At 63.3% G+C, this 23,527-nt stretch carries 18 protein-coding genes; 8 read left to right on the top strand and 10 right to left on the bottom strand.

Translation table 11 applies throughout. The annotated features are described in order from the left end of the window. Nucleotides 1-58 precede the first annotated feature (58 nt). The 7 genes from HA052_RS03490 to HA052_RS03460 form a co-directional block, all read right to left on the bottom strand. Nucleotides 59-499 carry a PaaI family thioesterase gene (locus HA052_RS03490; RefSeq protein ID WP_166450780.1) on the bottom strand — a complete coding sequence of 147 codons (441 nt, stop codon included), beginning with the start codon at nt 497-499 and terminating at the stop codon, nt 59-61. Beyond that, nucleotides 496-963, bottom strand: a complete 468-nt coding sequence (locus HA052_RS03485; protein WP_166450779.1) for a PaaI family thioesterase — start codon at nt 961-963, stop codon at nt 496-498. Before HA052_RS03485 ends, HA052_RS03490 begins: the two co-directional genes overlap by 4 nt. Further along, nucleotides 960-3,674, bottom strand: a complete 2,715-nt coding sequence (gene gyrA / locus HA052_RS03480) for a DNA gyrase subunit A (protein ID WP_166450778.1) — start codon at nt 3,672-3,674, stop codon at nt 960-962. Before gyrA ends, HA052_RS03485 begins: the two co-directional genes overlap by 4 nt. Before the next feature lie 134 nt (nt 3,675-3,808). Further along, nucleotides 3,809-5,218, bottom strand: coding sequence for a DNA recombination protein RmuC (locus tag HA052_RS03475; RefSeq protein WP_439823233.1), 1,410 nt, complete (start codon nt 5,216-5,218; stop codon nt 3,809-3,811). Between the two features lie 68 nt (nt 5,219-5,286). After that, nucleotides 5,287-5,583 (bottom strand): hypothetical protein, encoded by a 297-nt coding sequence (locus HA052_RS03470; protein ID WP_081544704.1) that lies wholly within the window; start codon nt 5,581-5,583, stop codon nt 5,287-5,289. Next, the gene (gene recJ / locus HA052_RS03465; protein WP_166450776.1) at nt 5,576-7,291 is read right to left on the bottom strand and encodes a single-stranded-DNA-specific exonuclease RecJ; all 1,716 of its coding nucleotides are present in this window, start codon (nt 7,289-7,291) and stop codon (nt 5,576-5,578) included. The genes HA052_RS03470 and recJ overlap by 8 nt, the downstream gene beginning before the upstream one ends. 6 nt (nt 7,292-7,297) lie before the next feature. Continuing rightward, entirely contained in the window at nt 7,298-8,305 is a 1,008-nt protein-coding gene (locus HA052_RS03460) for a hypothetical protein (RefSeq protein ID WP_166450775.1), read from the bottom strand. A gap of 240 nt (nt 8,306-8,545) precedes the next feature. On the opposite strand from HA052_RS03460, the gene HA052_RS03455 reads away from it, so the two are divergent. From HA052_RS03455 to HA052_RS03435, 5 genes are all read left to right on the top strand, one after another. Beyond that, nucleotides 8,546-9,880 carry a M23 family metallopeptidase gene (locus HA052_RS03455; RefSeq protein WP_166450774.1) on the top strand — a complete coding sequence of 445 codons (1,335 nt, stop codon included), beginning with the start codon at nt 8,546-8,548 and terminating at the stop codon, nt 9,878-9,880. Beyond that, complete coding sequence (locus HA052_RS03450; protein WP_166450773.1) at nt 9,880-10,977, top strand: anhydro-N-acetylmuramic acid kinase; 1,098 nt, start codon at nt 9,880-9,882, stop codon at nt 10,975-10,977. Before HA052_RS03455 ends, HA052_RS03450 begins: the two co-directional genes overlap by 1 nt. A gap of 169 nt (nt 10,978-11,146) precedes the next feature. After that, the gene (locus HA052_RS03445) at nt 11,147-13,444 is read left to right on the top strand and encodes a DNA translocase FtsK (RefSeq protein WP_166450772.1); all 2,298 of its coding nucleotides are present in this window, start codon (nt 11,147-11,149) and stop codon (nt 13,442-13,444) included. Nucleotides 13,445-13,510: 66 nt separating this feature from the next. After that, nucleotides 13,511-14,599 (top strand): ferrochelatase, encoded by a 1,089-nt coding sequence (gene hemH / locus HA052_RS03440; RefSeq protein WP_166450771.1) that lies wholly within the window; start codon nt 13,511-13,513, stop codon nt 14,597-14,599. A 279-nt stretch (nt 14,600-14,878) separates the two neighbouring features. After that, entirely contained in the window at nt 14,879-16,102 is a 1,224-nt protein-coding gene (locus HA052_RS03435) for a branched-chain amino acid ABC transporter substrate-binding protein (RefSeq protein ID WP_166450770.1), read from the top strand. Between the two features lie 105 nt (nt 16,103-16,207). On the opposite strand, the gene HA052_RS03430 is transcribed toward HA052_RS03435, so the two are convergent. The 3 genes from HA052_RS03430 to HA052_RS03420 are packed head-to-tail and all read right to left on the bottom strand — an operon-like array spanning nt 16,208 to nt 18,155. Continuing rightward, the gene (locus HA052_RS03430; RefSeq protein WP_166450769.1) at nt 16,208-17,023 is read right to left on the bottom strand and encodes a crotonase/enoyl-CoA hydratase family protein; all 816 of its coding nucleotides are present in this window, start codon (nt 17,021-17,023) and stop codon (nt 16,208-16,210) included. Further along, nucleotides 17,020-17,535, bottom strand: coding sequence for a DUF4442 domain-containing protein (locus tag HA052_RS03425; RefSeq protein ID WP_081544711.1), 516 nt, complete (start codon nt 17,533-17,535; stop codon nt 17,020-17,022). Before HA052_RS03425 ends, HA052_RS03430 begins: the two co-directional genes overlap by 4 nt. A 35-nt stretch (nt 17,536-17,570) precedes the next feature. Continuing rightward, a complete protein-coding gene (locus HA052_RS03420; protein ID WP_166450768.1) occupies nt 17,571-18,155 on the bottom strand; it encodes a TetR/AcrR family transcriptional regulator in 585 nt (194 codons plus the stop codon). A 226-nt stretch (nt 18,156-18,381) separates the two neighbouring features. Between HA052_RS03420 and HA052_RS03415 the strand changes: the two genes are divergently transcribed. From HA052_RS03415 to HA052_RS03405, 3 genes are all read left to right on the top strand, one after another. Further along, entirely contained in the window at nt 18,382-20,433 is a 2,052-nt protein-coding gene (locus HA052_RS03415; RefSeq protein WP_166450767.1) for a site-specific recombinase, read from the top strand. Nucleotides 20,434-20,717: 284 nt separating this feature from the next. After that, a complete protein-coding gene (fliD, locus tag HA052_RS03410) occupies nt 20,718-22,076 on the top strand; it encodes a flagellar filament capping protein FliD (RefSeq protein WP_166450766.1) in 1,359 nt (452 codons plus the stop codon). A 362-nt stretch (nt 22,077-22,438) separates the two neighbouring features. Next, nucleotides 22,439-23,434 (top strand): LD-carboxypeptidase, encoded by a 996-nt coding sequence (locus tag HA052_RS03405; protein WP_240937255.1) that lies wholly within the window; start codon nt 22,439-22,441, stop codon nt 23,432-23,434. Nucleotides 23,435-23,527: the final 93 nt, after the last annotated feature.

Genomic DNA, 23,527 nt, shown 5'->3' with positions numbered 1-23,527 from the left:
AACTCCGGGCCTTGGTATGCGAAGGCCCGATCGCTAAGCGCCGGGCCTTTGTTATAGTTTACTGACTGAGCAGGAAGTGGGCTCTCGCCACGGCAACCGGTTTTCGCCGGTCTTCTTGCCAGGCTTCGATCAACACATTGGCCACCCGCTTGCCCTGCTTGGTGATCTCGCACTTGGCGTACAGGGTTTGCGGCCGGCCCGGGCGCAGATAGTCCAGCGAGAAGTCGACGATCTTCGGCGTTTCCTGCGATTCGCGGATCCACATCAGATGCAGCATCGCCGCGCTTTCCAGAAAACCGCCGATCAGTCCGCCATGCAGCGCCGGCAGGGCCGTATTGCCGACGTTGCGCTCGGCAAACGGCAACTGGAATAGCAACTCGCCGGCATCGTCCTCGCCCAACTCCACCCCCATCAACTTGATGTAGGGCAGCTCGTCCACGATGAGCCCATAGGCCTTTTGATCCCGCAAGGCGTTGAAACGTTCCATGAAGCGGCTCATGCGGCGGCCTCCGGCAGCATCGGCGTGCGGCTGGATTCCCGCATGAAGGTAGCCACGCCGTGGGCGATCGGATCGCTGGGCGATTCGTGATAACACACGGCGCGGGTAAAGGCGATCTGGCTGGCCAGGCGGTAGCATTCCGCCCGGCAGAAGATGGGCTTTCCCGGCGTGGCCGCCTTCAGGTAGTCGATGCGCAGATCCAGCGTGGCGATGGTTTCCAGTTCAGGCAGATGCGCCATCACCGCCACCGCGCTGCAGGTATCCACCAGCGAGGTGATCACCCCGCCGTGCAACGTGCCCGTGACCGGGTTGCCGACCAGATCCTCGCGCCAGTCCACCTTCAAGGTGGGCTTGCGCCCCTCGGTGCCGATGTATTGGAAACCCAGGGTGCGACAGTGCGGAAAGGAGACGAAAAGCTGGCTCATCGCCTCCAGCACTTCGGAATTGGCCGGCGTCGGAATCATGCCTCGCCGCCCTCGTCCGCAGCCTCGACGCCGTCTTCGCCCTCCAGCGTGTCCGTCTCGTCGTCGCTATCGCCCTCGGCCACTTTCTCCAGGCCGATCAGTTGTTCGCCTTCGTCCAGATTGATCAGGCGCACACCCTGAGCGGAACGGCCGGTTTCGCGCACTTCGGCCACCTTGGTGCGGATCAGCACGCCGCCGGTGGTGATCAGCATCACGTCGTCGGTTTCTTCCACCAGGCTGGCGGCCACCAGCTTGAGGCCGGTCTTGTCGGTCAGATCCATGGCGATCACGCCCTGGGTGCCGCGACTGGTCAGGCGGAAATCGCCGGTGCGGGTGCGCTTGCCGTAGCCGCCGTTGCTGGCGGTCAACACCATCTGGTCTTCGGAATTGGTCACCAGCAGGGAAATCAGCTTCTGGCCTTCGCCCAGCCTCATGCCGCGAACGCCTCTGGAAGTACGCCCCATCGGCCGCACCTGGCTTTCGCTGAAGCGGACCGATTTGCCGGCATCGGAGAACAGCATCACCTGATCGCCCTCGACCGGCAGGCCGTCCTCGATCAGTTCGCCTTCGCCTACTACGATGTCCTCTTCGACGATGACCTCGTCATCCTCGTCGCCCTGGCCCGCCACGCTCTTGCCGCAGGTCAGCGCCACGCCTACCAGGTAGTTGCCCTCGTCCAGATTGATGGCGATGATGCCCGCCGCGCGCGGCTTGGAGAAGGCGCGCAACGGCGTCTTCTTCACGGTGCCGTCGGCGGTGGCCATGAACACGTACTGGTCGTCGCGGAACTCCTTGACCGGCAACAGCGCGTTGATCTTCTCGCCCTCTTCCAGCGGCAGCACGTTGACCATGGGCTTGCCGCGGCTTTGGCGGCCGCCCTGCGGCAGGTCGTAGACCTTGCGCCAGTAGCAGCGGCCGCGGCTGGAGAAGCACAGCACGAAGTCGTGGGTATTGGCCACGAACAGCGTGTCGATGAAATCGTTGTCCTTGGTGGCCGCCGCCTGCTTGCCTCGACCGCCGCGGCGCTGGGCGCTGTAGTCGTCGATGGGCTGCGCCTTGATGTAGCCGGTGTGGGAGATGGTCACCACCATGTCCTGCGGAGTGATCAGATCCTCGATGTTGATGTCGCCGCCGAAAGGCTCAATCTCGGAGCGGCGCGCGTCGCCGAACTGGGCGCGGATGGCAGCAAGCTCCTCGCCGATGATCTGGTTGATGCGTTCCGGCTTGGCCAGGATGTCCAGCAAATCCAGAATCACCGCCATGATGTCGCGGTATTCAGCGACGATCTTGTCCTGCTCCAGGCCGGTCAGGCGCTGCAAGCGCATTTCCAGAATGGCCTGGGCCTGGGCGTCGGACAAACGGTAGCCGCTGGCCTTGAGCCCGAACTCTTCCGCCAGTCCGTCCGGACGCGCCTTGTCCTGATCGACGCGGGACAGCATTTCCTCCACCAGCGGGGAGCGCCATTCGCGGCCCATCAGCGCGATCTTGGCTTGCGGCGGGGTTTCCGACGCCTTGATCAACGCGATGATTTCATCAACGTTGGACAGCGCGACGGCCAGACCTTCCAGGATGTGGCCGCGTTCGCGCGCCTTGCGCAGTTCGAAGATGGTCCTGCGGGTCACCACTTCGCGGCGGTGACGCAGGAACTCCACCAGGATCTGCTTCAGGTTCAGCAAGCGCGGCTGGCCGTCCACCAGCGCCACCATATTGATGCCGAAGCTGTCCTGCAGCTGGGTCAGCTTGTACAGGTGGTTGAGCACCACTTCCGGCATTTCGCCGCGCTTAAGCTCGATCACCACGCGCATGCCGGACTTGTCGGATTCATCGCGCAGGTCGGAAATGCCTTCGATCTGCTTGTCGCGCACCAGCTCGCCGATGCGCTCCAGCAGGCGCGCCTTGTTCACCTGATACGGAATCTCGTCGACGATGATGGCCTGGCGGTCGCCCTTGCCGATGTCTTCGAAATGGACGCGCGCGCGCATGATCACGCGACCGCGGCCGGTGCGGTAGCCTTCCTTGACGCCGGCGGTGCCGTAGATAATGCCGGCGGTGGGGAAGTCCGGCGCCGGAATGATGTCGATCAGCTCGTCAATGGTCAGTTCGCTGTTGGCCAGCAAGGCCAGGCAGGCATCCACCACCTCGTTGAGGTTGTGCGGCGGAATATTGGTGGCCATGCCCACGGCAATGCCGGAGGAGCCGTTGATCAGCAGATTGGGGATTTTGGCCGGAAGGATTAGCGGCTCGTGTTCGGAGCCGTCGTAGTTGGGACCGAAGTCCACGGTTTCCTTCTCGATGTCGGCCAGAAGCTCATGGGCGATGCGCGCCATGCGAATCTCGGTGTAACGCATTGCGGCGGCGTTGTCGCCGTCCACCGAACCGAAGTTGCCCTGACCATCCACCAAGGGGTAGCGCAGCGAAAAGTCCTGCGCCAGGCGCACGATGGTGTCGTATACCGCGCTATCGCCGTGCGGGTGGTATTTACCGATCACGTCGCCAACGATACGCGCCGATTTTTTGTACGCGCGGTTCCAGTCGTTGGACAGCTCGTGCATGGCGTACAGCACCCGACGGTGCACCGGCTTCAGACCATCTCGCACATCAGGCAAGGCGCGACCCACGATCACGCTCATCGCGTAATCCAGATAGGAACGGCGCATCTCCTCTTCGAGGCTGATGGGGATGGTTTCCTTGGCGAACAGGTTATCGGTCATAGTTTCTTGATTCGTAAGGATGAACAGGCCGCCCTGCGATTGCGGGTGCATTCACGCGCCCGCCGCAGGGCGGCCAGCATAGGTAATGACAGCTCGTATTCTATCACGAAACGGTCATCTTCAACCGACTTCCGTCAGTCCGGGCCGGGCTCTTCAGGCCCTTCCACGCCCTCGTCTTCCATTGCGCCCAGTTTAAGATGCTGCTGTAATTGCTTGTTATTGCGCACCCCCAGCTTGCGCAAGCGCTCGGCGCTGGCCACCAGATTTCCGCGGCCGCCGGACAACTGCTTCATCGCATCGCCAAAGCTGTCGCGAGCCACGTCCAACTGCTTGCCCAATTTTTCCAAATTGGCGGCGAAGCCGACGAATTTGTCGTACATCGCCCCGCCCTGGCGGGCGATCTCCTGCGCGTTTTGGTTCTGGTATTCATAGCGCCAGATGCTGGCCACGGTGCGCAAGGTCGCCAGCAGGGTGCTGGGGCCGACGATCATGATGCGGCGCTCGAAAGCCTCGTTGAACAAGCTCATGTCCTGCTGCACCGCCAGCAGGTAGGCCGGCTCCACCGGAATGAACATGAACACGAAGTCCAGGGTGTTCAGCCGGTACAGGTCCTGGTAGCGCTTTTCCGACAGCGTGCGGATGTGATTGCGGATGGCCGCGACATGGGCCTTCATTTCCGTCGCCCGTTCCGCCTCGTCCTCGGCGGCGGTGTAGCGCACATAGGCGTTCAGCGACACCTTGGAATCCACCACCAGTTGCTTGCCTTCCGGCAGGTCTATCACCACGTCCGGCTGGTAGCGACGGCTGCCGTCCTCGCCGGCCACCACGTCGGACACTTGCACCCGATACTCGCGATCCTTCTGCAGGCCAGAGGTTTCCAGCACCCGCTCCAGCACCATCTCCCCCCAAGAGCCCTGCGCCTTGCTGCTGGCGCCGGTCAAGGCCTTGGTCAGCGCGATGGCGTCGTCGCCCAGCCGGCTGTTGAGCTCTTGCAAGCGCTTGAGCTCCGCCTCCAGCGACAAGCGCCCCTGGCTGTCTTTTTCATAACTGTCCTGCACCAGCTTGCCGAAATCCTGCAGCCGCTGCTGCAAGGGCCCGAGCAGGTGACCGAGGTTCTGCTGATTTTGCTCGGTGAAGCGCTTAGCCTTCTCTTCCAGGATGTCCCCGGCCAAGGCCTTGAACTGTCCAGCCATGCTTTCGCGCGCCTCGGTCAGCAAGGCCAGCTTCTCGGCGTTCTGGCCGCGCTCCTGCTCCAGCAGCGTCATCAGTTCCTGCTCACGCGCGGTGAGCCGGGTCAACTCCGTGTTCAGTTGCTCCAAGCGTTCCGCCTGTCTGCCGCGCTGCTGACGCATATCTTCCAGTTGCTTGACATGCTCCTGCATCGCCGACCAATAGGCGGCGGCCTGCTGCTGAGCCTCCGCCAGCTTGGCTTCCTTATGCCGCGCCTCCTGCAACAACTCCTTGGCGCTTTCCAGCTGCGCTGTCTGCGTGGCTAGGCGTTGCATCCAATCCTGCAACTCCAACTCGCGCCTGCGCGCACCCATGATCCTGGCTGCGGCCCAGCCTCCCAAACCCGCGACCAGCGCAGCCAATATCGCTACCAACGGCATGCTCATTGCCGGGCTCTCCATAAATGAATTAAAGCGGCGCTCCAGAACAACAAGGCCAGCGCGAGAAACACACCGAATAGCTGCAAAGGCTCACGCCAGACGGCTTCGGCCGGGGCGAGCCACACGCAAACGCTGAAAACCACGGCAAGAACGCCGCTACCCCATTTGAGCGCCGCGCCGAACCGCCCCCTACTCAACACTCCCCAGGCCATCAGCAAGAGCAGGATGGCCAACACCAGCGGCCAAGCGAGCCAGGCCAGCAGCCACGCCAACTCCCAGAGCGCAAGATCGTTAAACACTCAACCCCTTCCGCTCCAGGTCCGCCTCCGTCCAGTGCTGCAAATACACTTGCAACTCCTTGCGGCCCTGCCATTCATTGGCGATCAGCTGGTACACCGCGTCGACGTTGTCCGGCAGCCACTCCACCTGATTGAACAACATGGCGTCGAACTCCTCGCCGTCGCGCGCCAAGCGCAGCTTTAAGTGCTTGTCGCCAACCACGCGTTGGCTCATCACCGCGAAGCGGTCGTGGAAGTAAGGCACCGGAAAGCCCTGGCCCCACACCTCGGCCGCCAATTGCTCGGCGAAGGCCAGGTTCAATTCGCGCGGCGCCAGGCTGCCGTCGGTTTCTATGGTGCGGGTCAGATGGCGCTCCTCCAACAACTCGCGCGCCACTGCCTCGAAGGCGCGCTGAAATTCGTCGAAGCGAGTCTGTTGCAGGCTTAGGCCGGCCGCCATCGCATGGCCGCCGAACTTGAGAATCAGGCCGGGATGGCGTTTGAACACCAGGTCCAGCGCGTCGCGCAGATGGAAGCCGGGAATCGAGCGGCCTGAGCCCTTGATCTCTCCGTTGTCGCCGGGCGCGAACACGATGGCCGGCCGGTGGAAGCGCTCCTTGAGCCGGGAAGCGACGATGCCGACCACGCCCTGATGCCAGTCGTCGCGGAACAGGCTTAGCGTATAGCGGTTGTCGGCGTCGATGCCGGACAGCGCCGCCAGCGCCTCGTCCTGCATGCCGTGTTCTATGCTGCGCCGCTCGCGGTTGAGCTGATCCAGCTGCTGCGCCAGCCGCTGCGCCTGCTCCTCGTTGCCGGACAGCAGGCAGGCGATGCCCAGGCTCATATCGTCCAGCCGGCCGGCGGCGTTCAGACGCGGGCCCAGCGTGAAGCCCAGATCAAAAGTGTTGGCCTTGTAATGGGCGCGACCGGCGACGCGGAACAAGGCGGCGATGCCCGGCGCCATGCGGCCGGCGCGCATGCGTTTGAGGCCGTTTTCCACCAGGGTGCGATTGTTCCGGTCCAGCCGCACCACGTCGGCCACCGTGCCCAGCGCCACGTAATCCAGCAGTTCTCCCAGATTGGGCTGACTACGCTCGTCAAACACCCCGCGCCGGCGCATTTCGGCGCGCAGCGCCAGCAACACGTAGAACATCACCCCTACGCCGGCCAGGTTCTTGGACGGAAATTCGCAGCCGGGCTGATTGGGGTTGACGATCAAGGCCTCAGGCAGCACATCGCCGGGCAAGTGGTGATCGGTGACCAGCACTTCGATGCCGCGCGCCTTGGCGGCGAGCACGCCGTCCACGCTGGCGATGCCGTTGTCCACGGTGACGATGATGTCCGGATTTTGACGCGCGGCCAGCTCAACGATCTCCGGGGTCAGGCCGTAACCGTACTCAAAGCGGTTGGGCACGATGAAATCCACGCGCGCGCCCAGCATGGACAAGCCCTTGACCGCCACCGCGCAGGCGGTGGCGCCGTCGGCGTCGTAATCCGCCACCACCAACAGGCGTTGACGGCCGGCGATGGCGTCGGTCAGGCGCTCCGCCATCGGCTGGATGTTTTTCAGGTTTTGATAAGGCAGCAAGGCCTTGAGGCCGTAATCCAGCTCGGCGCAGTCGCAAATGCCGCGCGCGGCGTACAGCCTCGCCATCAACGGGCTCAAGCCCTGGCGCAGCAATTGTTCATGAGTGTCGACGGGAATGCTTCGGGAAACGATTTGGGACATGTTTTCTCAATACAAGGCGGACAACGGCAGCGGCCGCTTCCAGAATTTCCACAGGTCGTTGCGACGCACTTTCAGCTCCAGTCCGCCGGGGCCGTGCGCGCGCAAGACCAGGCTGTCGATCCGGCCCTGGCGCAGCGCCTGCAGCAAGGGAGCGAACCAATCGCGCTCCAGGCGCTGCAGCGCTTCGCGCCAGCCCCAGGCGTCGCGGTACTGCGCCGCCGCCTGCAAGGCGTCCAGCGCCAGCAGACTGTCGCGGCCGCCGGCCTGATCGACGAAGCCGGCGAAGTCGTAAGGCGCCGGCAGACACGGCGCGCCGGCCTCGGCCGCGATCCAGCCCAGCCAATCCTCGTCGGCGAACACCTGTTCCGCCGGCGCGCGCCAGCCCGGCTCTACGCCGCCGCCCCACAGCCATAAGCTGTTGACGCCGAGTTCTCCGCGCGCCTCGCGCTCATCGTTCAGCGGATGGGCGTACAGCAGCATCTGCAATTCATTCAGCAGCCGGCTCCAGTCCAGGCCGCGCTCGCCCTGCGGCAAATGCGCGTTGATGTCCTCGCCCACCACGTCCGGCAGCGGGCTGAAGCTGGCCGCCGCCGGCGCGTCCAGTTGCAACAGCCAGCGCCCCGGCTCCAGCGGGTGAATACGCCAGCCGTCGTCGGCGAAATGGCGGTTCGCCGCATCGGCCAAGGTCTCTGCCTCGGCCTGGCTCAAGCTCATCACGCCGATATCAGCCAGCAAGGCGCGGTCGCGGTCCACCCGCACATGCACCGGATCGGCCAGCAGCCAATCCCCCTGCTCCGCCGGCAAGCCGGCCTGGCGCGCCCGCAGCCTCGCCAGGCCGGTCGCGGAACCGCGCCACGGCGCGGCCAAGAGTTCGCTCAGCGCGGCAGGTCCGGCGGCGCGCTCGCCCTGACCCAACAAGCGCTGCAGGGCGGGGAGTTCCAGGCCCTTGCACACATCGGCGCCGTCGTGGCCGTCCAGCCAAAGCAGACCGGGCAACAACAATGTCAATTTCATTTATCGCTACACATGGATGACGAGATCGAAGTAATATCAAAGCCTTGCGAAAACGCCCTGGCATGGGCACCGGGTGAAATCAGGCGGATAGCATCCGGAATCGCGGCTATAATTTACAGTTTGCACAGGAACTTATGCCGCGCAAGCTCTCCAAATGTTGAGACGCGGCCGCAAGGCCTGTGATTGGCAAATACGGAATTTACATAAGGTTGGCTCATGGCCAGCCTTTTATAGTGAACGATGGATTATCGCAAACTGCTACATATCCCGCAAAAATGCTTCCACAAGCTGATGAACCATCATCTGAGCTTGATCGGCGCAGCCGCCTCCCTGCCCTTGTTCGGCATGGCCACCGCCTTCGCCGTGGCTCAGAACGGCGCCCAGCCCGCCAAGCCGGAAGTTTTGCAAAAAGAAGTGACCGAGCAACTGACCCTGCCGGCTTTTTCCTTCAACGAGAGCGCCACCCGTTACTGGCGCGACGAGGCGATACAGCGCGGCGACACCATTGCCCGCGTGTTGAACCGGCTGGGCATCCGCGACAGCGAAGCCAACCGCTTCCTGCACTCCAGCCCCTTGTCCAAGGACCTGCTCAAGCTGAAGACCGGCGCCACGCTGTCGGTGCAAACCAATGATCTGGGCGAACTGTTCGGCCTGCGCTTCCTCAATGACGACGAGAACGGCGAACAGGTGCTGGTGGCCATAGAAAAGGTCAACGGCGAATGGCAGGCCAGCGCCGACCCTATCGCCACCGAGGCGGTGCAGACGGTGCGCTCGCTGCTGATCACCCGCTCGGTCGGCGCCGCGCTGGCCAAGGCCCAGGTGCCGCGCGACATCCGCGCCCAGCTGACGGAAATCTTCGCCGATCAGTTCAACATCAACTCCCTGGGCAAGGGCGACCGCATCAATCTGGTGTACGAAACCCTGCTTTACAACGGCGCGCCCATCGCCGCCGGCAACCTGCTGGCGGTGGAAATCCTGCGCTCCGGCAAGCTGCACCAAGCCTTCTACTTTGCCCACGACAGCGAATCCGGCGCCTATTACGACGCGCAGGGCAAGCCGATCAAACAGGGTTTCAGCCACCAGCCGGTAGCCAACGCCCGCATCAGCTCCGGCTTCGGCTTCCGCAAGCACCCGATACTGCGCTCCTTGCGCCTGCATTCCGGCGTGGACTACGCCGCCGCCACCGGCACCCCCATCATTGCCCCCGCCGACGGCACCATGGTCAAGGTGGAGCGCCAAAACGGCTATGGCAATATGGTGGAAATCCGCCACAATCAGAAAATGACCACCTTGTACGCGCACATGAGCCGCTTCGCCCCAGGCGCCCGCTCCGGCAAGAGCGTCAAGGCAGGCGAGGTGATAGGCTATGTCGGCAGCACCGGCCGCTCCACCGGCCCGCATCTGCACTTTGAAGTGCGGATCAACGGCCAGGCGGTGGACCCGGCCACCAACGCCTTGCCGACACCGGGCTTGAGCACCACTCAGCTGGCCGAATTCAAATCCGGCAACCAGCCGCTGACCGCGCACCTGAAACTGCTGCGCGAGCTGCCCACCAACATCGCATTGCTAGACTGATGAATCAACGCTTGATCGGACTGATGTCCGGCACCAGCCTGGACGGCGTCGACGCCGTGCTGGTGCGCTTCGATGAACAAGGCGCGCTCCGCGTCGAAGCCGACTACTTCGTCGCCTACCCGCCGCGACTGCGCGAACAGGCGCTGGCGCTGCAGGCGATCGGCGACAATGAGCTGGATCGCGCGGCGCGGCTGGCCAATGAATTGGCCGAGCTCTACGCCCAAGCTGTCAACGGCCTGCTGGCCGCTGAGGAGCTGAAACCGGCGGACATCGCCGCCGTCGCCAGCCACGGCCAAACCATACGCCACGCCCCGGACGCCGGCTACACCTGGCAAATAGGCAATATGGCCCGCCTTGCCGAGCTGACCCACATCGACGTGATCGCCGATTTCCGCAGCCGCGACCTGGCCGCCGGCGGTCAGGGCGCGCCTCTGGTGCCGGCCTTCCATCAGGCGGTGTTTGGCGCGCCGGAGCAAAACCGGGTGATCCTGAACATCGGCGGCATCAGCAACCTGACCCGCCTCCACCCGAACCAAGCGGTGATCGGCTTCGACTGCGGCCCCGGCAATATGCTGATGGACGCCTGGTGCCTGCGCCATCAGGGCCAGCCTTACGACGCCGACGGTCAATGGGCGGAACAAGGCGCGGTGGAGTCCTCGTTGCTGCAGGCGCTACTGGACGAACCCTTCTTCCGCCAGCCCCCGCCCAAGAGCACTGGTCGCGATCTGTTCGACCTGCCTTGGCTTGAACAAAAACTGCTGGGCCGCCATGTGCCCGCCGTCGACGTGCAAGCCACGCTGCTGGAGCTGAGCGCGCGCGGCATCGCCCAGGCCGTCACCCTGCATTGCCCGGCGAACCAGACTGTCTTCGTTTGCGGCGGCGGCGCGCGCAACGGCGCGCTGATGCGCCGACTGGCCGCCTTGTTGCCTGAACAAAGCATCGCCGGCACCGCCGCGCTGGGCCTGCCCGAACACCAAGTTGAGGCCGCCGCCTTCGCCTGGCTGGGCTGGCGCTTCCTGCGCCGCCTGGCCGGCAACCTGCCGGAAGTGACCGGCGCCGCCGGCGGACGCGTGCTCGGCGCGCTCTATCCCAAGTAAGCGTCTCAAAGCCTGCTCAAAGTCTTGCATGCAAACACGATGGACTTTGAACAGAGTCTCTAAAGGGAACGCCATCAAGTCTTGTCAGCAAAGCTGAATACATTCCGACACGCTTAAACCGGGCGTGTCAGGCTATAATCAGCGACAGTCATAGCCGAACAAGAGAAAAATGCGACTTTTCAAGCGCAAAGCCGTTGTCAAAAACAGCCAGACGCCGTTGCCGCCGCAGTTGGCCTCGCTGCTGCGCGAGGCGTGGTGGCTGCTGATGGCCGTGCTGGCCGTCTACCTGGTGCTGGTGCTGGCCAGCTACTCCCCGCTAGACCCCTCCTGGTCCCACAGCTCCTCGGATCCCACCGTGCGCAACTACGGCGGCGCTTTCGGCGCCTGGCTGTCCGATATGCTGCTCTATGTGTTCGGTCTGTCCGCCTGGTGGCTGGTGGTGTTCTGCCTGGTGGCCATCGCCTGGGGCTATCAGCGCATGGAAACGCTGGGCTTCAAGCTCAACCCCATCACCATCGCCGCCATCGGCGGCTTTCTGCTGCTGCTGTTTTCCAGCGCCAGCATTGAAGCCATCATCCTGGCCGAAAAAGCGCTGAATCTGCCGCTGTCCGCCGGCGGCATGCTGGGGCATTTCATCGGCCTAGGCATTGCCCACGGCCTGGGCCTGTCCGGCGCCTATCTGCTGCTCAGCGTGCTGGCCGCCATCGGCTTCTCCCTATTCACCGGCCTGTCTTGGCTCGACATCATGGAGCGGCTGGGCGGCGCGCTGGAAGACGGCGCCTTGAAACTGTGGCACAGCTGGCAGGCGCGCAAAGATCGCGAAATCGGCAAGGAGATCGCGCAAAAGCGGGAAGCCAAGATCACCACCGAGAAAAAGAAAAACGAAGAGAAAATCCCTCTGCGCATCGAGCCGCCGGTGCTGGACGTGCCGCTGTCCACCAAGGCCCAGAAGCCGGTACAGCAATCCTTGTTCGCCGATCCCAAGGACGGCGCGCTGCCCGGCCTGACGCTGCTGGAAGCGCCCAAGGAGCAGCAAGAACCGGTATCGCAGGACACCGTGGAGTACACTTCGCGGCTGATTGAGCGCAAGCTGGCCGATTTCGGCGTCGACGTCAAAGTGGTCGCGGCCTACCCGGGCCCGGTGATCACCCGATACGAGGTGGAGCCCGCGGTGGGCGTCAAGGGCGCCCAGGTCGTCAACCTGATGAAAGATCTGGCGCGCGCGCTGTCCCTGGTTTCCATCCGGGTGGTGGAAACCATTCCCGGCAAAACCTATATGGGCCTGGAGCTCCCCAACCCCAAACGCCAGATCGTGCGTCTGTCGGAAATCGTCGGCTCCGACGGCTACCAGAACATGGCCTCCAAGCTGACCATGGCGCTGGGCAAGGACATTGCAGGACAACCCGTGTCCGCCGACCTCGCCAAGATGCCGCACGTGCTGGTGGCCGGTACCACCGGCTCCGGCAAATCAGTAGCCATCAACGCGATGATCTTGTCGCTGCTGTACAAGTCCACGCCCAAAGAAGTACGGCTGATCATGGTCGACCCCAAAATGCTGGAGCTGTCGATCTACGAAGGCATTCCGCATCTGCTGGCCCCGGTGGTCACCGATATGAAACAAGCGGCCAACGCGCTGAACTGGTGCGTGGCGGAGATGGAGCGCCGCTACAAGCTGATGTCCAAGCTGGGCGTGCGCAATCTGGCCGGCTTCAACCAGAAGATCAAGGACGCGGACAAGGCCGGCGAGAGAATCCCCAACCCCTTCAGCCTGTCCCCGGAAACCCCGGAGCCGCTGGACTCCCTGCCCTTGATCGTGGTGGTGATAGACGAACTGGCCGACCTAATGATGGTGGCCGGCAAGAAGATAGAAGAACTGATCGCGCGCTTGGCGCAGAAAGCCCGCGCCGCCGGCATCCACTTGGTCCTGGCCACCCAACGGCCGTCCGTGGACGTGATCACCGGCCTGATCAAGGCCAATATCCCGACGCGAATCGCCTTCCAGGTGTCCAGCAAGATAGACAGCCGCACCATTCTGGACCAGATGGGCGCGGAAACCCTGCTCGGCCAAGGAGATATGCTCTATCTGCCGCCTGGCACCGGCTATCCGGTCCGGGTTCATGGCGCCTTCGTCGCCGACGAAGAAGTGCACCATGTGGTGGAGTTCCTGAAAAGCACCGGCGGCCCGGACTATGTGGAAGGCATTCTCACCGGCCAGAGCGACAGCGAAGACGGCTCGCCCTCCGGCCTTGACGGCGAGGCGGGCGGCGAAGCCGATCCGCTTTACGACGAAGCCGTCGCCATTGTGCTCAAGACGCGCAAGGCGTCGATCTCCTCTGTGCAGCGCCATCTGCGCATAGGCTACAACCGCGCCGCGCGGCTGATTGAGCAGATGGAATCCGCCGGCCTGGTTTCGGCGATGGAAAGCAACGGCAACCGCGCAGTGCTGGCGCCGTCCCGCGAAGACTAAGACAAGCCAGCCGCCCCCAAACCCGGCCGGGCGCCATGCCGCCCGGCCTCAACCAAGAGGTCCCGCATGGCGGATTTCAAGCCCGAGCCCCCGTTTCGTCACGACTACGCGCCCAAGACCGGCGTACTGCTGATGAATCTGGGCACGCCGCAAGCGCCCACCGCCAAGGCGCTGCGCCCCTACCTGAAAGAATTCCTGTCCGACCGCCGCGTGATCGAAATCCCGCGCGCGCTCTGGTGGCTGATCCTCAACGGCGTCATCCTGAACACCCGCCCCGCCCAATCCGCCAAGAAATACGCGGCGATCTGGGAAAAGGACGGCTCGCCGCTTTACACCCATACCCGCAAACAAACTGCGTTGATCAAAGGCCAGTTGGGTGAAATGGGGCTGCGCAACTTAGTCGTGGACTTCGCCATGCGCTACGGCGAACCCTCGGTGGAAAACGTGATCGCCCGCATGCGCGAGCAAGGCGTGGAACGCCTGCTGGTGCTGCCCTTGTATCCTCAATACGCGGCCTCTTCCAGCGCCACTGCGCTGGATCAGGTATTCCGCTCGCTGATGAAACTGCGCAATATGCCGGAGCTGCGCACCGTTCGTCATTTTCACGATGATCCCGGCTATATCCGCGCGCTGGCGGAACAAGTGCGCGCGCATTGGCGCCAACATGGCCGCGGCGAAAAACTGGTGATGAGTTTTCACGGCGTACCGCGGTTCACCCGCGACAAGGGCGACCCCTATCACTGCGAATGCCAGAAAACCGGCCGCTTATTGGCGGAAGAATTGGGCTTGACGCAACAGGAGTACCAAGTGTGCTTCCAAAGCCGATTCGGCCGCGCGGAATGGTTGCAGCCTTATACCAGCGAAGTATTGACTCAACTAGGCAAGGACAAGACCGGCAAGCTGGATATTCTCTGTCCCGGCTTTATCGCCGACTGCCTGGAAACGCTGGAGGAAATTGCGATGGAAGGCAAGGAAACCTTCCTCAGCCACGGCGGCGGCGAATATCGATACATTTCGTGTTTGAATGAAAACCCGCAATGGATTCTCGCCATCTCGACTATGATCAAACAGAATCTGTCGGGATGGTGCGAGGCGCCGGAGGAAAACGCCCCGTTGCGCCAGCAGCGAGCCCAGGCTTTGGGCGCCAAGACCTGAAACAAGACTGCCGGCAAAAATCCGAACAAGTCATTTAAATTCAAAAACTTGAAATACAAGAAACGCCCCCTGGCCATTATTCCAGGGGGCGTTTGCGCTTTAGACACACCATTGGCGAAGAAGTTTACAAATAGTTGCATCCCTCCCCGGTTTTGACATTGACACTCGCGCAAACAGCTACCCATAATCAAACGCAACCAACGGTCATTTCACCAAAATGCCGTTGGCCACAAAGAGATGACTAGAGTCTACAGAATAGAGAATCAGGGGATACATCACATGAACAAATATGTTCGCCTCAGCGTCATTGCCGCTGCCGCCATGACCCTGGCCGCCTGCGGCAAGCAAGAGCAACCGGCCGCCAATCAGGCGGCTTCGGCCCCGGCTCAAGCCGCAGACGACGGCGCCGTCGTCAAGATCGGCCAGGTATCGCCGATGTCCGGTCCCATTTCCCATTTGGGCAAGGACAACGAATACGGCGCCAAGCTGGCCATCGCCGATCTGAACGCCGCCGGCGTGGAGATCGGCGGGAAGAAGCTCAAATTCGAACTGGTGTCGGAAGACGACCAAGGCGATCCGAAAATCGGCACCCAAGTGGCGCAGCGCCTGGTTGACGCCGGCGTGGCAGGCGTGGTGGGCCACCTGAACTCCGGCACCACCATCCCCGCGTCCAAGATTTACTCCGACGCCGGCATTCCGCAGATTTCCCCCTCCGCCACCAACCCGGACTACACCAAGCAAGGCTTCAAGACCACCTTCCGCGTGATCGCCAACGACGTGCAGCAAGGCCGCGCCTTGGGCGAATTCGCCGCCGCCGGGCTGAAGGCCAAGAAGATCGCCATCATCGACGACCGCACCGCTTACGGCCAAGGCCTCGCCGACCAGTTCGAGGCCGCGGTCAAGGGCAAGGGCGCCGAAGTGGTGAAGCGCGAGTTCACCACCAACACCGCCACCGATTTCAACGCCATCCTGACCTCGATCAAGGCCAGCAAGCCGGATCTGATCTTCTACGGCGGCATGGACGCCCAAGCCGGCCCGCTGGCCAAGCAGATGCAGCGCCTGGGCCTCAAGGCCAAACTGATGGGCGGCGACGGCTGGCAGACGCCGGAATTCATCAAGCTGGCCGGCGAGGCCTCCGACGGCCAGTACGCGTCCAGCTGCGGTGTGCCGCGCGACAAGATGCCCGGCTTCGCCGCGTTCAACGACAAGTTCAAGAAGCAGTTCAACACCGAGGTGCAGATCTACGCGCCGTATGAATACGACGCGGTGATGGTATTGGTGGATGCGATGAAGCGCGCCAAATCCACCGACCCCAAAACCTATCTGGCCGAAGTGGGCAAGACCGGCTACACCGGCGTGACCGGCAAGATCGCCTTTGACGACAAGGGCGATATCAAGAACGGCGCGGTCACCGTGTATCAGGTCAAGGGCGGCAAGTGGGAAGTGGTGTCCACCGTCGGCGGCGAAGCCGCCGCCGCGCCGGCCGCCAGCGCCGCCCAGTAAGCTCAGTCCTACCGCTTGAACCGAAAGAGGCGCTCCGCGCCTCTTTTTCTTTGCCCGCCGCCAACGACAATGGCGCCCGCAGGCGCCATTGGGACCAAACCGCGCTCAGTCGCGGAACTGCGCCGCGTGGCCGGTCAGGATGGCCATGCCGGCCTTCTGGATATCCTCGGAGATCAGCATCGCCGCGTTCCAGCTCGCCACATAATTAAGGCCGTCCGCCACCGAATGGTCGCGGCTGTAGTTGAGCACCTCCTTGCAGCCGCGCATCGCCAACGGCGACTTGCCGGCGATCAGCCGCGCCGATTCCAGCGCCGCCGCCAGCACCGCGTCCGCATCCGGCAACACGCGATTGACCAGACGCATCGTCAGCGCCTCTTCCGCGGCCACGTCGCGGCCGGTCAAGGCCAGTTCCCGCGCCAGGCCCTCGCCCACCACGCGCGGCAGCCGTTGCAGCGAACCCACATCCGCCACCATGCCCACGTCGATCTCCCTCACGGAGAACACCGCGTCCGCGGCGGCGAAGCGGAAATCCGCGGCCAGCGCGATATCCAGGCCGCCGCCGACGCAAGCGCCGTGCACCGCGGCGATCACCGGCTTGCGGCAATGCTCCAGACTATTGACGCAGTCCTGCAGATCCAGGATCAGCCTACGCAGCTTCTCGCGCTTGCGCGCCTCGCAATCGTCGGCGATCTCCGCCTGCACGCCCATCAGCATGCCCAGGTCGATGCCGGAACAGAAATGCCTGCCCTCGCCGGCCAGCACGCCCACGCGCGCCTCGGGAGTGTCGTCCAACCACTCGAAAGCAGCACGCAAATCCTGCCACATTTGCCGGTTCAAGGCATTGGCCTTATCCACTCGATTGAGGCGAATCAGCGCTACATGCTCGTTCAGTTCGATCTGCATCGTTTCCAGATTGATCATGCCGCCGCTCCTTGTTCCGGGCGCTTCTTGGGAATCCACGCCCACAGCATTTCGCATTCGATCGGCGATTCGCCGGATTCGTCGGTGACAAGCACCGGCACCAGCACCTCGCCCTTTTCCGTGTCGTGCATCAGCTGAATCTGCTCCGCGTTCAGGCTGGCCACCGCGCGCATATCCCCTTGCGAACGACGCACGTAGTTGACCTTCATCGACTTAAGCAGCATCAGCTTGTCGTCCGGCATGTTCATGCCGACGACGAAGCCGGTCGAAGTCTCCGCCAGCAAGGCCATCGCCGCGGCGTGCACCCCGCGAATGTGGTTCTGCACCTTCTTGCGGTTGCGAATGGACACCGTCAAGCGCTGATGGCCCACCTCCTCGAAACGCAGGCCGGCCGTGGACAGAAACGGCACGATCTTGCCGAACATCAAACTCAATACCGTGCTGCGCATTCCCGCCGGCAACTTGCCCACTTTGTCGGCAATGCGGCTCATGCTGTTTTTCTTGTACTCCATGTAGCGCCCCTCTGTTGTTGTCGTGATTTCGACACTCAATGCCCGTCCAGCCCCAGCACCGCGCGCACCTGCTGCTTGATGGTCTCCAGCGCGTGCGGATCGATGCGCGCCAGTTGCAGCGCGCCTTGCAAGGCGGAAAACAACATCATGCCGATGGCTTCCGGCGTGCCGGCGTAACGCATCTGGCCGCAGGCCGCGCCCCGCCGGGTGATGTCCACCGCCCATAGCCGCATCTCGTCGATGAAGGCCGCCGCCTCTTGCTGCATGTCCTCCGGCAGCGTCAGGAACTCTGTGCTGAGAATGCCGCTGGGGCAGATCTGCCGGTGCTGCCGGTAATAGCTGTCGCTCAAGCCGAAATACGCCTCCAGCTGCGCCCTGGGATCCTGCGCCGCCTGCTGGTCGATGAAGCGTTGGAAACGCCGGCGGTAACGCTGGATCAAGGCCACGCCCAGATCGCTTTTCTTGGGAAAGTGATAATGAATGGCGGCGTTGCGCACGCCCAGCTCCGAGCTGATGTGCTGGTAGCTGAAAGCGTTGAAGCCCCGGCTGAGCAGCAGTTGCTCCGCGATGTCCAGAATGCGCTTGCGGGTGTCGGTCTTGGGATCGGAGCTTTGAGTCATGCAAAGCACTTTACTTACTGGTCAGTAAGGTGTCAATTATGCGATTTTGCAAGCAAAGCTGGAAACTGAATCAATCGTCCCCATCTCTAAACCCCGACGCCGATTCCACGCGCCGCCAAGCAGGCGCTCGCGCCGCGCCGGAAAATCAAGCCGCTTGCGCCTACCATTAAGGTTGTAGGCCGGAGTCGCGCCCCACCACTCACTTGCATCCAAACCAGCACCCTAGATGAGCGAAAACATTCAGTCTCCCAGCCTGGAACAGGCCTTGCGCCAAATCAGCCAAGCACCGGCCCAGCTCGACGCCCTGTCCGCCCTGCTGCAGTGCCTACGCCCCGACGACGCCGGCAAACCGCAACAAGCGGTCGTCAATCTGCAAGCGCTGTCCTATTTGCTGGAGCACCACTCCGATTACCGCGCGGCCTTGCGCAAGGCCTTGCTGCAATTACTGACCGAAACCCGGCAAATTCCGCTGTACACCGAATGCGGCATCCTGGCCAACGAAGGTTTCGGCTCCACCTTGCTGCGCCGCGTCGGCGAGCGCATCCTGCCCATGCCCTATAAGGCGGACTCGCTGCAAGACCGTTTCAGCCGCCTGTTCAGCTGGAAGCAGGACTACATCTGGCTGGCCGCTATCCCCAACGCCACCTGGCACGCGCTGTGGCGGGCGATGGCCTGGCAGGAGAACGACAACGCCGACGGCTGGCAGCAGACCCGTCTGCAATTGCTGGAGTCGGTGCAAGTGCTGTCGGCCCAGATCACCGCCATCGGCCTGGAGCCGGAGCTGGTGCGCATCAACCCGGACATCGAACGCTTCGAATCCCCGTTCCTCAACCTGAACGCCGAGGTTCAGCGCTATGTAGACGGCTACCGCCGCGATCTGGTGGAGGGCATGCCGCGCACCGAGGACGACAAGCACGTGCTGGTGCTGCTGGATCAGTGTGAAAGCATTCTCAACAAGGTGCGCAAGAACGCGCGCCGCTTCGGCATCTCGGTCAACCTCACCTACCATGGCCTGCGACTGGCGCAGAGCATAGCCCGCATCCGCGCGCTGCTGGCCATCCTGGATCCGGAGCACGACCCGGCCGCGGAACCGCATTTGTTCCAGCTCATCGTCACTTTCGCGCGCGCGGAAAACCGCAAATACAGCCTGCGCGATCTGTTCAAGTCCAATGTGGAGCTGCTGGCGCTGCAAGTCACCGAGCACGCCGGCCGCCACGGCGAACACTATATCGCCGAGAGCCGCCAGGAATGGTCAACCATGGCCAAGGCGGCGATGGGCGCCGGCCTCATCGTCGGTTTCATGGCGCTGATCAAGCTGATGCTCAGCCGCGGCCATCTGCCGCCGCTGTGGGAGGGCATCGCCTTCGGCCTCAACTACGCCATCGGCTTCATCATCGTGCAGATCCTGCACCTGACCATCGCCACCAAGCAGCCTGCGATGACCGCCGCCCGCATCGCCGCGGTGCTGCATGAAAACCACGGCCAGAAGAAACAGCTGGAAGACCTGGCCGACCTGGTGGTCAAAGTGATGCGCACTCAGTTCGTCGCCATCCTCGGCAACGTGTTGCTGGCCATCCCCACCGCCGGCCTGATCGCCTTCGCCTGGCAAGCCGCCTTTGGCGCGCCGGTGGTGAACGTGGCCAAAGCCCAGAGCCTGATGCACGATATCGACCCCCTCCATAGCCTGGCGCTGCCGCACGCCGCCATCGCCGGCGTCTTCCTGTTTCTGTCCGGCCTGATCGCCGGCTATTACGACAACAAGGCGATCTACCGCCGCATCCCTGAGCGCATCGCCTCCCATGCCGGGCTGAAGCGGCTGCTGGGCGAGCACCGCGCCTGGAAACTGGGCAGCTATATCGAGCACAATCTGGGCGCGCTGGCCGGCAACTTTTACTTCGGCATGTTCCTGGGCCTGACCGGCACCATAGGCTTCATCCTCGGTCTGCCCATCGACATCCGCCACATCACCTTTTCCGCCGCCAACCTGGCTTTCGCCACCGTGGCGCAGGACTTCCAGCTGCCCTTGGCCACCGTGCTGCTGGGCTGCGCCGGCGTGGCGCTGATCGGCCTGACCAATCTGGCGGTCAGCTTCTCGCTGGCTCTATGGGTAGCGCTGCGCTCGCGCAAGCTGTCCGGCAGCCTGCTGTGGCCGCTGGTGCCCATGCTGCTCAAGCGCTTCCTCAGCGCGCCGCTGTCCTTCTTCCTGCCCCCCAAGAGCCCGCCGCCGGAAGACAGCGGCGAAACCGGCGAAGCCGCCGAGCTCAAGAACGGTTCGTGACAGCTCGGGCCGTGGCGACGTCAACCCGCCGCCGCGGCCCGCGTTATGACGGAAACCGACCCGCCGACACACTCGCGCGCGCCGCGCTAAAGTCCGGACGGGAATGGTCGATAACGATTCATCAGCGCACTGCGCGCCGCCTTCTACAATGGAAGCTGCGGCGCAAGCCCGCCTCGGCCTGGCAGCCGGAACCGCAACCGTGATGGACGCATTACGACAACAAAATTTTTGAATCTCTAGCATTGCAGCGCCCCATGGCAGCGGCGCGCCAGGGAGGCGTCGTCATGGCATCCATCACCACCAGCGTAGGGCCGCTGGACGTGCAAAGCATTGTCAGCCAGCTGATCGCAGTGGACTCGCAACCGCTGACCCAAAGCCAGAGCCGGGTCAGCAATTATCAGTCCCAGCTCAGCTCCATCGGCCAGATCAGCTCCGCGCTGTCCAGCCTGCAGACCGCCTCCACCGCCATGGCCTCCGGCAGCTTTCTGCAGCAATTCCAGATCGCCTCCACCGACAACACCATCGCCAGCGCCAGCGCCACCAGCGGCGGCGTGGCCGGCAATTACGCGCTCAACGTCACCCAGTTGGCCCAGCCGAGACAACTGGTGTTCGACCAAACCTCGGGCGGGCAAGCCATCACCGACCAGAACGCCGCACTGACCGGCGCGCCCGGCGCGCTGAGCTTCACCGTCAACGGGACCACCAGCACCGTGCAACTGGGCCAGAACGGCTCCGCCGTCTCGCTGTCCTCCATCGCCGACAGCATCAATAGCGCCGGCATCGGCGTCAACGCGTCGGTGGTGGAGTACAACAACCATTACTCGCTGGTGCTGGCCTCCTCGCAATCCGGCCCCGCCAACGCCTTCAGCATTTCCGCCGGTGGCAGCGACAGCGGCGCCACCTCCGGCAACACCCTGGCCGGCCTGGGCCAGAGCAGCGCGGCCGCCAGCGAATCCGCGGCGGCTCAGGACGCCTTGCTTACCGTCAACGGCGTCAACGTGTCCAGCAGCAGCAACACCCTGAACAATGTAATCAACGGCGCCACCGTCAACCTCAACAAGCTGGGCCAGGTGACGCTGAACATGAGCCAGAACACCGCCAATGTCACCTCGACGCTGCAAAACTTCGTCAGCGCCTACAACCAGGTGATAAGCGCCAGCAACTCCGCGCTGGGCGGCAGCATGAAGAACAGCAGCGACGTCATCGGCCTGCAAGAGCAGCTGTCCGGCCTGCTCAGCACGCCGGTGCCGGGCGCCAACGCCTCCTCCTCTTATGCCTACCTGGCCCAGGTCGGCATCACCCAGCAGGCGGACGGCACGCTGAAACTGGATTCCAGCGCCTTCACCACCGCGCTGAACGCCGACCCCGGCGCGGTGGCCAATCTGTTCGGCAACGCCCAGAACAACGGCTACGCCAACGCCTTCAATACCGCCATCAACAATTTGCTGGGGCCCAACGGCATGATCACCACCGAACAAGGCGACATCAACACCAAGATCAGCGACGAGAACAACCTCCAGTCCCGGCTCAACAACCAGTTGGCCAATGAGAAGAGCTCGCTACTGAACCAGTACACCACGCTGAACAGCGAACTGTCCGCCATGCAGCAGTCCACTTCCAGCCTGGCCAATCTACTGGCCTAAAAACCTATTTACGATCTGCTGCGCGTCGGCGACACAGCGTTGAAACCGGCCTCGAAATGCTCATGTACCACGTGTACATTCCGCTTTCTCAGCCGCAACGCCTTGTCTCGCTCTAGCTCGCGAGATCGTAAATAGGTTCTATGAGCCTGTTCCAAGTTCACTACGGCGGCGGCGCTCAGCATCGTCGCCGCGTTTGCCGTATACTGGCGCAACTCACGCAGCCTCGCGCTGTCGAACCTCGTTTGCACCAGCCCTTATCGGCCCCGGATTCAATGACTGCCCGCATTCAATACTCTCGTCGCCAACTACTCCAGATGGGCGCGCTCAGCGCCGGCCTTGGCCTCTTGCAAGGATGTCGCACCATGGTTGACCAATCCCTTCCCGCGCCGGCAGCCGTCGGCAGCAGCCTCTATTTCACCGCCTGCTCCGGCCCCTTGCCGGACGCGCGCCAAAAGCAGCAAGCCGTGGAGCGGCTGCGCCTGGCCGGCTATCAGCTGGAAAACGTCCAGGCGCTGGACCGCCGCCATCAGCGTTTCGCCGGCAGCGACGCGCAAAGGCTGGCCGACCTCAATCAGCTGATCTCGCGCCGCAGCGCGCCGCAGCTGCTGGTGGCCGGCCGCGGCGGCTACGGCGCCACGCGGTTGCTGCCCCACATCGACTACGGCCGGCTCTGCCCGCTGCTGCGCGAATCCGGCAGCCAGCTGATCGGCTACAGCGACTTCACCGCCATTCAGCTAGCCTTGCTGGCCAAGGGCGGGCTGGGCAGTTTCGCCGGCCCCATGGTCAGCGACTTCGGCGCCAAACAACCCAGCGCCTTCACCCTGAATGAATTCCTCACCACCACCACCACCGCCAACCGCCAGTTGCGCATCGACGCGCCACAGCGCCACAACGCCAGCGGCGAGGGCATTTTCTGGGGCGGCAATCTCAGCGTGCTCAGCAGCCTGGTTGGCACCCCCTACCTGCCGGACATCAAGGGCGGCCTGCTGTTCCTGGAGGATGTCGCCGAACAGCCCTACCGCATCGAACGCATGTTGCAGCAGCTCCATCAAGCCGGCGTGCTAGCCAAGCAACGCGCCATCTTCATCGGCGACTTCAATATGAATCGTCAGATCGACATCTACGATCCCGGCTACAACCTGGATGCGGTGCTGGCGGAAATCCGCCGCCTGACCGGCCTTCCGGTACTGACTGGCATTCCTTTTGGTCATGTCCACGACAAGACCACGCTGCCGCTGGGCTTCCCGGCCCGCTTCAGCGCCGACGGCGGCGGTCTGTCGCTGCAGTTCTTCGACTACCCGGTGACACCGGCCAATCCGCAGCAAAAAGAACTGCTTAGCGCCGCCGCGCCGCTCTAGCGCGCACTCGGCCGCCGCCGCCCGCGCGCGGCGCGCCTTGACGCTCCGGCGAGACTAGGGCAAGTTTTTTGACTTGCCCGCCATTCTTCGCCA

Origin of the sequence: Chromobacterium fluminis (assembly GCF_011602385.1) — a bacterium.
Classification (GTDB): domain Bacteria; phylum Pseudomonadota; class Gammaproteobacteria; order Burkholderiales; family Chromobacteriaceae; genus Chromobacterium; species Chromobacterium fluminis.
Note: the sequence above shows the minus strand (reverse complement) of the source record. Positions and strands in the feature narration are given on the sequence as shown.